Source organism: Rhodococcus sp. NPDC003348, from assembly GCF_053589375.1.
Window position 1 is genome coordinate 105,795 of record NZ_JBSFRT010000009.1, and the last position, 14,238, is coordinate 120,032.

The window sequence follows — 14,238 nt, forward strand, 5'->3', positions numbered from 1 at the left end:
TTTGTGGCATATGTCGAATTACTTGCGGGGCCCAGGGTGCGCCACCTTCTTGACATATGTCAAGAGGCTGGGATGATCGGACTCATGCCCAAGGCGCTGCCCGTGCTCGACGTGACCGCACCGATCTGCTGCGCACCGGTGTCCGCCACTCCGATCTCCGACGACGACGCGTTGCAGCTCGCGCTACGGCTCAAGGCGCTCGCGGACCCCGTCCGTGTCAAGCTGCTCTCGCTGCTCCTGACCGCCCCCGACGCGGAGATGTGCACCGGGGACCTCGCCGTCCCGCTGAACGTCGCCGAGTCCACCGTCAGCCACCACCTCGCGCAGCTTCGCAAGGCGGGGATGGTCGAGTCCACCCGGCACGGGATGAGCGTCTGCCACCGGGTGCGCCGGGACTCCCTCGACGCGCTGCGGGCGGTGCTAGACCCGAACTGCTGCGCCTGACGCGCCCGGGCCGCAGGGTGGTGACCTGCGCAACACGGCTAAAGTGCTGGTCGCACGCTTGCACGACCTAGCTGGGAGCCTGAAGTGAAGGACGCCGCGACGGCGCTGACCCGAGGGCTGAACGCCCGCCACATCCGATTCATCGCGCTCGGCTCGGCCATCGGGACCGGACTCTTCTACGGGTCGGCCGGGGCGATCGAGAAGGCCGGGCCGTCCGTGCTGCTGGCCTACCTGATCGGCGGCGCCGCCGTCTACATCGTGCTCCGGGCACTCGGTGAGATGGCCGTCAGCAACCCCGTGTCCGGCTCGTTCGGGGAGTACGCGGGCCGGCACCTCGGCCCGCTCGCCGGATTCATGACCGGGTGGACCTACACGTTCGAGATGATCGTCGTCTGCCTCGCCGACGTCACCGCGTTCGGTGTCTACATGGGCTTCTGGTTCCCGGACGTGCCGCGCTGGATCTGGGTGCTGGCGATCGTGTTCTTCATCGGTGCGCTGAACCTGCTCAGCGTCAAGGTGTTCGGCGAACTCGAGTTCTGGTTCACCCTCGTCAAGGTGGCCGCGATCGTCGCGATGATCGCGGCAGGCATCGCGATCCTGATCTTCGGGTTCGGCGTCCACGACACCGGCACCGGAGTGAGCAACCTGTGGGCCGAGGGCGGCTTCTTCGCGAACGGCTTCGGCGGGTTCGTCGCCTGCTTCGCGATCGTCATGTTCGCGTTCGGCGGCACGGAGATCATCGGCATCACCGCCGGTGAGGCCGAGGACCCGGCCCGCACGATTCCCCGCGCCGTGAACACGGTGCCGGTGCGGATCATGCTGTTCTACGTCGCCACCCTCGCAGTGATCATGGCGATCAACCCGTGGCACACGATCGGCACCGAGGGCAGCCCGTTCGTGCAGATCTTCGAGGCCATCGGCATCGGTCCGGCCGCCGCCGTGCTCAACGTCGTCGTCATCACCGCGGCGCTGTCCGCGATCAACAGCGACATCTTCGGTGCGGGCCGGATGATGTACGGGATGGCGCAGCGCGGCCAGGCGCCCGCGGTGATGGCGAAGGTGACCCGGGGCGGGGTGCCGTGGATGACGGTGGTGGTGATGATCGGGGCGCTGCTGCTCGCGGTGCTGCTCAACTACCTGATCCCCGAGTCGGTGTTCGTCGTCATCGCCTCGATCGCCACGTTCGCGACGATCTTCGTGTGGGTGATGATCCTGCTGTCGCAGTACCGGTCGCGGCGCCGGATGAGCCCGCAGGAGACGGCGGCCCTGAAGTTCCCGGTCCCGCTGTGGCCGTACGGGCAGCTGGCGGCGCTGGCGTTCCTCGGCTTCGTGATCGTGGTGCTCGCGTTCGATGCCGACTCGCGTGTCGCCCTGGTGGTCGGCGCCGTGTGGCTCGCCGGTCTCACGCTCGCCTACCTGCGCTTCGTCCGCCCCCGGGTGGCCGCGGCCGACCCGGTCCCGGTACCCGTCGACTGACCCACGCCTGCGCTCATCGTCGCTCCCGCATCGGGATCCGGATCCCGTGGGCGGCGGCCACTTCGACGGCGCGGTCGTAGCCGGCATCCGCGTGCCGCAGTACCGCCGTCGCCGGATCGTTGGAGAGCACCCGCTCGATCTTGCGGGCGGCGAGGTCGGTGCCGTCGGCGACGCACACCTGCCCGGCGTGGATCGACCGGCCCATTCCGACACCACCTCCGTGGTGGATCGACACCCACGACGCCCCCGACGCGGTGGAGACCAGGGCGTTGAGCAGCGGCCAGTCGGCGATCGCGTCCGACCCGTCGGCCATCGCCTCGGTCTCCCGGTACGGCGACGCCACCGACCCGCCGTCGAGGTGGTCGCGGCCGATCACGACCGGTGCGGACAGTTCCCCGGAGGCGACCATCTCGTTGAACCGCAGACCGGCCCGGTGCCGCTGCCCGTGGCCGAGCCAGCAGATCCGGGCGGGCAGCCCCTCGAACCGCACCTTGTCGCCGGCCAGCGTGATCCAGCGGTGCAGGTGCGCGTCGTCGGGGAACAGGGCACCGATCGCCCGGTCGGTGGCGGCGATGTCGGCCGGGTCGCCGGACAACGCGACCCACCGGAACGGGCCGCGGCCCTCCTCGAACAGCGGCCGGATGTAGGCCGGTACGAACCCGGGGAACGAGAAGGCCCTTTCGTAGCCGCCCTTGCGGGCCTCGTCGCGGATCGAGTTTCCGTAGTCGAAGACCTCGGCGCCGGCACGCTGGAAGCCGACCATCGCCTGGACGTGGAGGGCCATCGACGCGCGCGCCTGCTCGGTGAACCAGCCGGGATCCTTCGCGGCCAACCGGTGCCAGTCCTCGACGGCGATCCCGACGGGTAGATAACTCAGCGGGTCGTGCGCGGAGGTCTGATCGGTGACCACGTCGACCGGTGCCCTCATCCTCAGCAGCTCCGGAAGCACCTCGGCGGCGTTCCCGCACAGGCCGATCGAGAGCGGTCTGCGGTCGTCCCGCGCGGCGACCGCGAGAGTCAGCGCCTCGTCGATGTCGGCGGCTTCGACGTCGAGATAGCCGTGGTCGATCCGGCGGGCGATGCGGGCCGGGTCGACCTCGACGACGATCGCGACGCCGCCGTTCATGGTGACCGCGAGCGGCTGCGCCCCGCCCATGCCGCCGAGGCCCGCGGTCAGGGTGACGGTGCCGGCGAGGGTCCCGTCGCACTGCGCGCGGCGACCTGACGCGGCCAGGCGACGGGCGACGGCCCCGAACGTCTCGTAGGTGCCCTGCAGGATGCCCTGGGAGCCGATGTAGATCCACGAGCCCGCCGTCATCTGCCCGTACATGATCAGCCCGAGGGACTCGAGCCGGCGGAACTCCTCCCAGTTCGCCCAGTCCCCGACGAGGTTCGAGTTGGCGATCAGCACCCGCGGCGCCCACTCGTGGGTGCGCAGCACACCGACCGGCTTGCCCGACTGCACCAGCATGGTCTCGTCGTCGGCGAGGCCGGTCAGGGTCGCGACGATCGCGTCGAACGCCGCCCAGTTGCGCGCGGCCTGCCCGGTGCCTCCGTAGACCACCAGGTCGTCGGGACGTTCGGCGACCTCGGGATCGAGGTTGTTCATCAGCATCCGCAGCGCCGCCTCCTGCGGCCAGCCGCGGCACGTCAGGGTCGATCCGCGCGGGGCGCGCACCGGACGGGGACCGGAGCCCGGGGTCGGGTCGTGTGTCGTCACGGCAGTGGGAAGCGGGTCGCGGCGATCGAGTCGAGGTTCATGCCGTCATGCCCGATCAGCCAGTAGCCGCCCTGTCGTTTGCAGGTGGCGATCTCGTCGACGATTCGGAGCAGGAAGTAGAGGGACTCCTCCGGGATCGGGGTGGACGCCAGCTGGTGGGACTCGCCGGGGCGGACCATGTCCAGCCACACCCCGGACCGGCCGTCCAACCGCAGGCCGACGACGTGCGCGGCGTCGACGAACTGATACTTGCGCTGCTGCCACGGCGTGCCGTGCGCATAGCCCTGCTCGAGCACTTGGATCAGTACGGTCATCGACCCTCCCGACGCTGCGCAGGCGATGCCGGTGAACCCACACCGCCAGAGGTCATTATCCCGCTGGTCACACCCGTAAATCCAGGGTGTCGGCGGCGGGTGATTGGATGGTCCGGTGGTGCATGCGGTGTGGTCCCCCGGGGCGGGAGTGATGCTCTGGCGCGACGCCGCCGCACCGGATGACGGCGTCGACCTGCCGTCGCCGCTGCCCGGACTGCTCGGTCGCAGGTTCCGGCACCGCGCCACCGTCGCCCTGCCCAACGGGGACGGCACCGTCTCCGACGTCACGGTGCCCGCACTGGCGCTCGCCCCCGCCGACGCGGCCTCGCTGCTGCTCGACCTGCCCGCCGCTGATCCGCGCCTGCCCGGCGACCTCCGCTACCTGGTGCACGTCGCGCGGGGCGTCCGACAGTGGGTGGATGCGGGCCGGGTGGTGCCGGAACTGCGCCGCGAGGACGGGCACTGGTGGGCGCGGTGGCGGCTGCTCGGCGGGGACCGGCAGCGCGCGTGGCTGGCCGAACTCGCCGTCGCGATGCCCGGAGTCCTGCGCGCCGCCGGCGGCAGGCAGGCCCTCGACAACTTCGTCGAGGCGCTCACCGACCCGATCGCGCGGGACCGGCTCGGCGGCCGCGAGGGCGCGCATCCGCTGCTGCACGCGCTGCTGACCGACAGCCCGCTCGAGGCACCGAACGAACAGCCCTCCCCGCAGTCCGGCGGCGCGCAGGCCGAGGCCCGGCTGGTGCGGTGGCGCGAGTCGCTCGCAGTCGAGGAGCCGGACCTGGTGCTGCGGCTCGTCGAACCGGACGAAGCGACGTGTGGCGGCGCGGCCCCCGACCCGGAGGAGGTGCTGTGGCGGCTGGAGGTGTGCCTGCGGCCGGTCGGGGAGGCGCCCGCGCCGGTGCCCGTCCGGTACGCCGACCCGGATTCCATGCGGATCGCGTTGCGCGGGCTCGGCGTCGCGATGGAGGCGTACCCGCGGCTGCGGGCGGTCCCGTCCGACCCAGACAGCCTGGACCTGCTGCTGCCACTGGCGGTGGTCACCGACCTCGTCGCGCACGGTGCCAGGGCGCTGGCCGTGGCGGGGGTGACGCTGCTGCTGCCACGGGAGTGGGTGATCGCCGCCCCGTCGCTGCGGTTGAAGGTGACCAGTCCGACGGTGCTGCTCGACACCGACGACCGGGCGGTCGGGCTGGGTCAACTGCTGTCCTACAACTGGGAACTCGCGGTCGGTGATCACGTGCTCACGGCCGACGAACTCGACCGGCTGGCACGTTCGACGTCGGACCTGGTGCGGTTGCGGGGCCGGTGGGTGCAGGCCGACGGCGCGGCGCTCGCGAAGGCGGCCAGGTACGTCGGTGCCCGCGCGGACGACGACTCCACACTCGGCGGGCTGCTGGCCGAACTCGCCGCCGGGCCGCCGCCGCTGCCGGTGCAGGAGATCATTTCGACCGGATGGGCTGCGGCGCTGTTCGATTCGCGGTCCCGGCCGGCCGGGGTGCCCACGCCGGCGGGTTTGGCCGCGACGCTGCGGCCGTACCAGCAGCGCGGACTGGACTGGCTGGCGTCGATGCACCGGCTCGGGCTGGGGGCGATCCTCGCCGACGACATGGGCCTCGGCAAGACGGTGCAGGTGCTGGCGCTGCTCGCCCACGAGCGGGAGGTGCTCGACCCCGGGACGCGTGACGTGCCACCGACGCTGCTGGTGTGCCCGATGTCGGTGGTGGGGAACTGGCAGCGCGAGGCGGCGACGTTCACGCCCGGACTGCGGGTGCACGTCCACCACGGTGCCGCGCGCCTGCGCGGGGAGGCGCTGGCGGCCGCGGCGGCCGACCACGACCTGGTGGTCACCACCTACGCGCTGGCCGCGCGCGACGTCGACACACTCCGCGAGATCACTTGGGGAAGGGTCGTTCTCGACGAGGCCCAGCACGTGAAGAACTCCGGGACCGCGCAGTCGCGGGCGGTCCGGGCGATCCCGGCCCGGCATCGGCTCGCGTTGACAGGTACGCCGGTCGAGAACCGGCTGGAGGAGTTGCGCGCGATCCTCGACTTCGCCAATCCCGGGCTGCTCGGCTCGCCGCAACAGTTCCGGGCCCGATTCGCGGTGCCGATCGAGCGAGAACACGACGAGGGCACGCTCGCCCGGCTCAAGACCGTCACCGCGCCGTTCGTGCTGCGCCGCGTCAAGACCGATCCCGCGGTGATCTCCGACCTGCCCGACAAGTTCGAGATGACGGTGCGCGCGAACCTGACCGTCGAGCAGGCGAGCCTGTACCGGGCGGTGCTCGACGACATGACCGCACGACTGCGGGACGCGCAGACCCCGGCGGGACGCAAGGGCGTGGTGCTCGCCGCACTGACCCGGCTCAAACAGGTCTGCAACCATCCCGCGCACTACCTGGCGGACGGGTCGGCGGTGCTGCGGCGCGGACGGCACCGGTCCGGGAAGCTCGCGCTGGTCGAGGACATCGTCGACGCGGTGCTTGCCGACGGCGAGCGGGTGCTGCTGTTCACCCAGTTCCGCGAGTTCGGCTCGATCGTCACGACCTATCTCGCCGAGCGGTTCGGGGTGGACGTCCCGTTCCTGCACGGCGGGGTGTCCCGCGCCGCCCGCGACGCGATGGTGCACGCGTTCCAGCACGATCGTTCCGGCCCGGACACCCCGATCATGGTGCTCTCGCTGAAGGCCGGCGGCACCGGCCTGAACCTGACCGCCGCCAATCACGTTGTGCACCTTGACCGGTGGTGGAACCCGGCAGTCGAGAACCAGGCCACCGACCGGGCGTTCCGGATCGGCCAGCGCCGCGACGTGCAGGTGCGCAAGCTGCTGTGCGTGGGCACCCTCGAGGAACGGATCGACGCGATGCTCACCGGCAAGGCGGAACTTGCGGACCTCGCCGTCGGGGTCGGGGAGAAGTGGATCACCGAGATGAGCGACGACGAGCTGGCCGCGCTGATGAAGCTCGGCGACGACGCGGTGGGCGAATGAGCGGCCGCGGGGTGCCACGACGGCCCGCGGGGTCGGGGTGGGGGCGGTCGCTGCTCGGCGCGATCGAACGCGCCGCGCCGGGCGCCCGGCTGTCTCGTGGCCGCAGTCATGTGCGGGCCGGTCAGGTGCTCGGGGTGCGGTTGGCTCCGGGGCTGGTGATCGGGGAGGTGCAGGGTTCGCAGAACGAGCCGTTCACTGCGACGTTCACGTTGCGCCGCCTGGACCCGGACGCGCTCACCGAGCTGGTCGACCGGGTCCGCGGGACGGCGGGCGTGCTCGCCGCGGTGGCGTCGGGGGTGGTTCCCGCCGAACTCGGTGAACTGTTGCTGCCGATCGGCCCGGGCGACGTCGACTTCGGGTGCACCTGCCCGGACCAGGGCTGGCCCTGCCGGCACGCGGCCGCGCTGGTCGCGGTGACGGCGGAGCGTCTCGACTCCGACCCCACCCTGCTGCTCACGCTGCGCGGGGTCGACCTCGACACCCTGATCCGCGGCGTCGACGAGCGGTCGGAGGAGGCGCCCGACCTCGGCGACTGGTTCGGTGACGACGCCGTCCTCCCGGCGCTGCCCCGGCTCCCGTTCGCGCCGGCGCCGCAAGATCTCAACCCCGTGCATCTGCGGGCCGCGTTGCGGGCGACCGCGGCCGAGGGGGACGACGTGGCGCGTGCCCTGCGCGACCTCGACGCGCTGTACCGGGCACTCGGCGGCGAGTAACCGGACGTCCGAATCCGGGCGGACAATTGTCCAGTCACATCCCTTGCCCAGTCACCTCCCGTCGAAGAATGCCGAGAGTGCTGGGACCGGGTTTGCCGCGGTGGTCGTGTTAGCCACTGCGACGACGATCACGACCAGGGACAGCAACGTCCAGAACACGCCGAACGAGCCCATGAGGCGTCTCGTTCGCCTGTCGGACGATCCCGTTCGCGCGCACGTCGTCCACGACGCCACGCTCATGCCGAGGAGGACAGCCGCCACGATCGTTGCGATCACGGCCATCGCCGCGTGGTATCGAGAAAAGTCCCTGATCATCACATCGAGGGCGGGCAGGGTCTGGTCACCCGCACTCGGGGAGTCGGCCAGTTGTCGCCGGACCTCACCGAGCGTCCCGGCGAGTTCTCCGTCGGTTTCGCCGACCGGCAGCATCGAGATCAGCGAGGAGAAGGGCGCGACCGTTCCCTGGATGTTGGCCATCACCAGCACCAACGAGACCTGCGCGAGCATCGTGGCGAGAACACCGGCCGACGCGAGCGCGGCACGCCTTCCCGACCCCACACCGTCGGTTTTCAGGAACGCCTTCCAGAGCAGAACCGCGAGCGCGACGAGCACGGCCAGCAGGAGCACAGCGATCACAGCCTTGGCGACGTGGTACCGGAACCAGTAGTCGACCAGCGTCTCCAGTCCGGGGGAGAAAGCCCGGTCGCCGGACCTCCAATAGCCGTCGAACGCCTCGCGGAGGGTGGCGGCGAGGCTGCCCTGGTCGAAGAGGCCTCCGCCGGGCCTGCTGCCCGCCAGCACGCGCGGGGCGAAGACGAACGCGGCGACGAGGACTGCCGTGAGGGCGAGGAGCGCAGCGAGTGCGCGACCGGGTATGCCGGCCGATCGCGCCGGGAAGGATGGGGGGTCCGCCGGCGAGGACATCTTCGGTGTGCGCTTCATGATCGGCGACCAGTCGGAGCCGGCGTCCGCGGTTCAGTCGGTCCGTTGTCGTTCTTCGCTTCCGGCGGCAACTCGGCACCTCCACCTGTGCGGGCGGCCGCTCGGGGAGTCCGGAAGCCCTTGACGATCAGCCAGGCGGCGAGCGAGAACTCCCACACCGAGATCGGGAGCGCGGCGAGTCCGGCGGGCGCGGTGCCCTGGGCGTAGACGCCACAGAATATTGCGATGTCGGAGGCGAGCAGCAGTGGGGCACCGACGAGGCCGACGACGGGGATGATCCGCGGCACGAGACCGGAGCGCAGCAGTACGTAGCCCAGGCACAGCGCATTGACCACGGGCATCAGGCTCTGTCCGAGCAGGAACGTCCAGTTGTGGACTGCGACGAGTGCCCGGCCGGCCGTGACGAGCGAGGTCTCGTCCCGCACACCAACTCCAGCGCTGTCTTCGCGCAGGGTGATGACCGACAACAGGCTGATGGCACCGACCATGATGAGGCTGCCCTCGAGTACTCGGGCAGCCACGAAACCGAGGGCCGCCGGCTCGCTCTGACGTCGTGCCACCGGGAACAGCGTGACGGCGGTACCGATGCACGCGAGCGCCAGGACGACCTCGAGAAATGCACCCCACAGCACACTGTCGGGGTTTCCGGCACCGAGAACAAAGTTCGGGTTGTCCAGTATCGGCTCGTAAAGCCACAGGGTGGGAATCGAGGTGACGAAGGTGACGAGGTACAGCGCGCCGGCGATGCGCGCAGTCGTCGCCCCGGTGGTGCCGACCGGTCCTTGTGCCTCAGTCGCCGGCGGCGTGGATGCGGCGGTACTCATGTCGGTACCTCTCCTGACTCGGCGGTGTACGCCGTACACTTTCCCTTGAAACGGTAAGTGTACGATGTACACCTGTCAATGGTGCCGTGCACCATGCACCCGGGAGTGCGGCAAAGTGCCGCACGGACAGGGGTACTGGCTGCTCGCTGTGCACGGCCACGCCCTGCCGAGAAGCTCGAGGCCAGGAGACTGGGCAAGGAGGAGGCGATGTCTCGCGACACCCAGGGTCGCGCTCGCATACCGCTCAACCGCGATCGGGTCCTGCGATCGGCTGTCGTGCTGGCGGACGAGTTCGGTCTTGCTGGGCTGAGCATGCGGCGACTGGCGCAACAGCTCGGGGTAGTGCCGATGGCGCTGTACAAGCACATCGCGGACAAGGACGAGCTACTCGACGGCATGGTCGACCTCGTCATCGACGAGTTCACGCCCCCCGATCCGGCCCTGGATTGGAAGGGTGGCGTTCGGGAACGCGTACTCGCGGCGCGACGAGCAGTGCTGCGCCACCCATGGGCGCGGCAGGCGATCGAATCCCGCACGCGGCGAACGCCGGCGGTGCTGCAGTACATGGATTCGGTGGCCGGCATGTTCCGTGCGGGCGGGTTCTCCGTCGACCTCACCCACCACGTGATGCACGCCCTCGGTAACCGCATCTGGGGGTTCAGTCCCGAACTGTTCGACGAACCGCACGACGATCACGCGCCGCCGCCCGACCCACAGGCACTGCAACAGATGGCGGCCGAGTTCGCCCAGCGGTACCCGCACATCCTCGAGATCACGCTGGCCGCCACCCACGGCGACCTCTCGGGTGTCGGCCAGGGCTGCGACGAGCAGTTCGAGTTCGAGTTCGCGCTCGATCTGCTGCTCGACGGCGCCGAGCGCCTGCATCGCCGGGGCTGGAGCTCTACCGGGCGCGGCCGGAACGCGTCGTTCCCCGCCCCGTAGAGCGTCGGCACCGCCACCCGAGCGGGGTGCCGGCTCTAGACATACGTGGACTTCCAACTATAGGATGGGCACATATCCGAGCACCCGTGATCCGGGCGCGGTTTCCTCCGGTGGCCTTCCCTTCAGTCAGGACAGGAAAAATGGTTCAGGAACTCACTCACTTCGTCGGCGGCAAGCGCGTCCCCGGCACCTCCGACAAGTTCGGCGACGTCTACGACCCCAACACCGGCGAGGTGCAGGCACGCGTGCCGCTCGCCGACAAGGCCGAGACCGAGGCGATCATCGCCAACGCGGTTGACGCTCAGCGTGAGTGGGCCGCGTTCAACCCGCAGAAGCGTGCCCGCGTCCTGATGAAGTTCCTCCAGCTCGTGCAGGAGGAGATGGACTCGCTCGCGCGGCTGCTGTCCTCGGAACACGGCAAGACCATTCCCGACGCCAAGGGCGACATCCAGCGCGGCCTCGAGGTCATCGAGTTCGCGCTCGGTGCTCCGCACCTGCTCAAGGGCGAGTACACCGAGTCCGCCGGTACCGGCATCGACGTGTACTCGATGCGCCAGCCGCTCGGTGTCGTCGCCGGCATCACCCCGTTCAACTTCCCGGCGATGATCCCGCTGTGGAAGGCCGGTCCGGCCCTCGCCGCCGGCAACGCCTTCATTCTCAAGCCGTCCGAGCGCGACCCCTCGGTGCCGCTGCGCATCGCCGAGCTGTTCGTCGAGGCCGGGCTGCCCGCCGGTGTGTTCAACGTGGTCAACGGCGACAAGGAGGTTGTCGACGTCCTGCTCACCGACGACCGGATCAAGGCTGTCGGCTTCGTCGGCTCCACCCCGATCGCGCAGTACATCTACGAGACCGCTGCCGCCCACGGCAAGCGCGCCCAGTGCTTCGGTGGCGCCAAGAACCACGCCATCGTCATGCCCGACGCCGACCTCGACGAGGTCGCGGATGCCCTGATCGGCGCCGGCTACGGCTCCGCGGGCGAGCGCTGCATGGCGATCTCGGTCGCCGTCCCCGTCGGCGAGGAGACCGCCGACGCGCTGGTCGCCAAGCTCACCGAGCGGGTCGGCAAGCTGAAGATCGGCCGCAGCGACGACGAGGGCGCCGACTTCGGCCCGCTGGTCAGCAAGGACGCGCTCGACCGGGTGAACAACTACATCCAGATCGGCCTCGACGAGGGCGCCGAGGCGGTCGTCGACGGCCGCGGCTTCACCCTCGAGGGCCACGAGAACGGCTTCTTCGCCGGTGCGACGCTGTTCGACAAGGTCACCACCGACATGCGGATCTACAAGGAGGAGATCTTCGGTCCGGTGCTGCTCGTCGCGCGGGCCGCGGACTACGAGGAGGCGCTGCGCCTGCCCACCGAGCACGAGTACGGCAACGGCGTGGCGATCTTCACCCGCGACGGGGACACCGCCCGCGACTTCACCAACCGCGTGAACGTCGGCATGGTCGGCGTCAACGTCCCGATCCCGGTGCCGATCGCGTACCACACCTTCGGCGGCTGGAAGCGGTCCGGCTTCGGCGACCTCAACCAGCACGGTCCCGACTCCTTCCGCTTCTACACCAAGACCAAGACGGTCACGCAGCGGTGGCCCTCCGGCACCAAGGAGCACGCGACCAACCACTTCGTCATCCCGACGATGGACTAGGCGGTACCCATGTTCACCCTCACCGACGACGAGCGGGCGATCTCCGAGACCGCCCGCGACTTCGCCGCGGAGTTCCTGGCGCCCAACGCGATCGAGTGGGACCAGACCAAGCATTTCCCGGTGGACGTGCTGCGCAAGGCCGGCGCGCTCGGCATGGGCGGCATCTACATCCGGGAGGACGTCGGCGGGTCGGGTCTGACCCGGCTCGACGCCGCCCGGATCTTCGAGCAGCTCGCGATCGGGGATCCGTCGATCGCCGCGTACATCTCGATCCACAACATGGTCACCTGGATGATCGACACGTTCGGCACCGACGAGCAGCGTCGGCAGTGGGTGCCCGCGCTGGCCGCGATGGAACACCTGGGCAGCTACTGCCTGACCGAGCCCGGTGCCGGGTCGGACGCGGCGGCCCTGTCCACCAAGGCCGTTCGGGACGGCGACGACTACCTGCTCACCGGGGTCAAGCAGTTCATCTCCGGGGCGGGTACCTCGGATGTGTACGTGGTGATGGCCCGCACCGGGGACACCGGGTCGCGTGGTATCTCGGCGTTCATCGTCCCGAAGGACTCCGAGGGACTCTCGTTCGGCGCCAACGAGAAGAAGATGGGCTGGAACGCGCAGCCCACCCGGCAGGTGATCATGGACGCCGTCCGGGTGCCTGCGGCGAACCTGCTCGGCGGTGAGGGCAACGGCTTCCGGATCGCGATGTCCGGCCTCAACGGCGGCCGGCTGAACATCGCGGCCTGCTCGGTGGGCGGGGCCGAGGCCGCGCTGCGCAAGGCGGTCGACCACCTCGCCGATCGCCGTGCCTTCGGTGCGCCGCTGCTGAACTCGCAGGCACTGCAGTTCCAGCTCGCGGACATGCGCACCGAACTCGAGGCGGCCCGCACCCTGCTCTGGCGGGCGGCGGCCGCTCTCGACGCCGACGCGCCCGACAAGGTCGAGTTGTGCGCGATGGCGAAGCGGTTCGCCACCGACACCGGCTTCGAGGTCGCCAACCGGGCACTGCAGATGCACGGCGGCTACGGCTATCTCGCCGAGTACGGTCTGGAGAAGATCGTCCGGGATCTGCGTGTCCACCAGATCCTCGAGGGAAGCAACGAGATCATGCGCGTGGTCGTCGCCCGCAGCGTGGTCGCAGGAAAGGCAGGCGCGGCGTGAGTGATGTGAGCGAACCGGAAGTCGTGGTCGCCCGGGCCGGCGCCATCGGGCGTCTGACCCTGAACCGGCCCAAGGCGATCAACGCCCTCAACCACGCGATGGTGCGGACCATGGCGACCGCGCTGCTCGAGTGGGAGGCCGACCCGCAGGTGCGGACGGTCGTCGTGGACGGGGCGGGGGAGCGGGGCCTGTGTGCCGGCGGGGACATCGTGGCGATCCACGACGACGCCAAGTTCGGCCGCACCGGCTCCCGCGACTTCTGGCGTGACGAGTACATCCTCAACGCCGCGATCGGCCGCTATCCCAAGCCGTACGTGGCGATCATGGACGGCATCGTGATGGGTGGTGGTGTCGGCATCTCCGCGCACGGCAGCGTCCGCATCGTCACCGAACGCTCCTCGATCGCGATGCCGGAAACCGGGATCGGATTCGTGCCCGACGTCGGCGGCACCCACCTGCTGTCCCGGGCGCCCGGCGAGATCGGCACCCACGTCGCGCTGACCACCGGTCGCCTGAACGCCGGAGACGCGATCGCGCTCGGCTTCGCGGATCACTTCGTGCCGTCGGAGTCGCTGGGCGCCTTCGTCGCCGCGCTCGAATCCGGTTCGGTCTCCGAGGCGCTCGCCGAGTTCGAGCGTCCCGCACCGGAATCCCCGCTGCTCGCGCAGCGATCCTGGATCGACGCCGCGTACTCCGCGGACACGGTGGAGGAGATCGTCGAGCGACTGCAGGCCGCCGGCGTTCCGGAGGCCACGAAGGCGGCCGACCAGATCCTCGGCAAGTCGCCGGTCGCGCTGAAGGTGACGCTGCGCTCGCTCCGTCACGCCCGCACCCTCGGCAGCCTCGAGGAGGTCCTCAACGAGGAGTTCCGGGTCTCCGTGGCCTCGCTCGCCTCGCACGACCTCGTCGAGGGCATTCGCGCGCAGGTGATCGACAAGGACCGCAACCCGGCGTGGTCGCCGGCCACCCTCGCCGACGTCACCGAGGGCGACGTGGACCGCTACTTCCAGCCGCTCGGCGATCTCGAACTCGGGCTCGCCGTACCCGATCCAGAAGGGGTCTGACAG

12 protein-coding genes are annotated in these 14,238 nt (G+C 70.1%); 8 read left to right on the forward strand and 4 right to left on the reverse strand.

Annotation, left to right across the window (positions count from 1 at the left end):
* Window positions 1-84 precede the first annotated feature (84 nt).
* Together ACWDU4_RS08730 and ACWDU4_RS08735 are read left to right on the forward strand one after the other, a co-directional pair.
* Complete coding sequence (locus ACWDU4_RS08730) at window positions 85-444, forward strand: Rv2640c family ArsR-like transcriptional regulator (RefSeq protein ID WP_450113548.1); 360 nt, start codon at window positions 85-87, stop codon at window positions 442-444.
* An 84-nt stretch (window positions 445-528) separates the two neighbouring features.
* Complete coding sequence (locus ACWDU4_RS08735) at window positions 529-1,920, forward strand: amino acid permease (protein WP_450113481.1); 1,392 nt, start codon at window positions 529-531, stop codon at window positions 1,918-1,920.
* A 13-nt stretch (window positions 1,921-1,933) separates the two neighbouring features.
* Here ACWDU4_RS08735 and hutU read toward each other — a convergent pair whose 3' ends face one another.
* Entirely contained in the window at window positions 1,934-3,640 is a 1,707-nt protein-coding gene (gene hutU / locus ACWDU4_RS08740) for a urocanate hydratase (protein ID WP_450113482.1), read from the reverse strand.
* Window positions 3,637-3,954, reverse strand: a complete 318-nt coding sequence (locus ACWDU4_RS08745) for a hypothetical protein (RefSeq protein ID WP_450113483.1) — start codon at window positions 3,952-3,954, stop codon at window positions 3,637-3,639. Before ACWDU4_RS08745 ends, hutU begins: the two co-directional genes overlap by 4 nt.
* A gap of 151 nt (window positions 3,955-4,105) precedes the next feature.
* Between ACWDU4_RS08745 and ACWDU4_RS08750 the strand changes: the two genes are divergently transcribed.
* Window positions 4,106-6,943 carry a DEAD/DEAH box helicase gene (locus ACWDU4_RS08750; protein WP_450113549.1) on the forward strand — a complete coding sequence of 946 codons (2,838 nt, stop codon included), beginning with the start codon at window positions 4,106-4,108 and terminating at the stop codon, window positions 6,941-6,943.
* Window positions 6,940-7,656 carry an SWIM zinc finger family protein gene (locus tag ACWDU4_RS08755; protein ID WP_450113484.1) on the forward strand — a complete coding sequence of 239 codons (717 nt, stop codon included), beginning with the start codon at window positions 6,940-6,942 and terminating at the stop codon, window positions 7,654-7,656. Before ACWDU4_RS08750 ends, ACWDU4_RS08755 begins: the two co-directional genes overlap by 4 nt.
* 51 nt (window positions 7,657-7,707) lie before the next feature.
* On the opposite strand, the gene ACWDU4_RS08760 is transcribed toward ACWDU4_RS08755, so the two are convergent.
* Together ACWDU4_RS08760 and ACWDU4_RS08765 are read right to left on the reverse strand one after the other, a co-directional pair.
* Window positions 7,708-8,598, reverse strand: a complete 891-nt coding sequence (locus ACWDU4_RS08760) for a hypothetical protein (protein ID WP_450113485.1) — start codon at window positions 8,596-8,598, stop codon at window positions 7,708-7,710.
* Window positions 8,595-9,422: a DUF4386 domain-containing protein gene (locus tag ACWDU4_RS08765; RefSeq protein ID WP_450113486.1), complete on the reverse strand. Its 828-nt coding sequence runs from the start codon at window positions 9,420-9,422 to the stop codon at window positions 8,595-8,597. Before ACWDU4_RS08765 ends, ACWDU4_RS08760 begins: the two co-directional genes overlap by 4 nt.
* A 207-nt stretch (window positions 9,423-9,629) precedes the next feature.
* Here ACWDU4_RS08765 and ACWDU4_RS08770 point away from each other — a divergent pair, with 207 nt between their 5' ends.
* The 4 genes from ACWDU4_RS08770 to ACWDU4_RS08785 all read left to right on the forward strand — a co-directional run bounded on the left by ACWDU4_RS08770 (window position 9,630) and on the right by ACWDU4_RS08785 (window position 14,235).
* Window positions 9,630-10,364 (forward strand): TetR/AcrR family transcriptional regulator, encoded by a 735-nt coding sequence (locus tag ACWDU4_RS08770; RefSeq protein ID WP_450113487.1) that lies wholly within the window; start codon window positions 9,630-9,632, stop codon window positions 10,362-10,364.
* 140 nt (window positions 10,365-10,504) lie between these two features.
* Window positions 10,505-12,010 carry a CoA-acylating methylmalonate-semialdehyde dehydrogenase gene (locus ACWDU4_RS08775; protein WP_450113488.1) on the forward strand — a complete coding sequence of 502 codons (1,506 nt, stop codon included), beginning with the start codon at window positions 10,505-10,507 and terminating at the stop codon, window positions 12,008-12,010.
* A 9-nt stretch (window positions 12,011-12,019) separates the two neighbouring features.
* Complete coding sequence (locus ACWDU4_RS08780) at window positions 12,020-13,171, forward strand: acyl-CoA dehydrogenase family protein (protein WP_450113489.1); 1,152 nt, start codon at window positions 12,020-12,022, stop codon at window positions 13,169-13,171.
* 5 nt (window positions 13,172-13,176) lie between these two features.
* Window positions 13,177-14,235, forward strand: a complete 1,059-nt coding sequence (locus ACWDU4_RS08785) for an enoyl-CoA hydratase/isomerase family protein (RefSeq protein ID WP_450113550.1) — start codon at window positions 13,177-13,179, stop codon at window positions 14,233-14,235.
* Window positions 14,236-14,238 lie beyond the last annotated feature (3 nt).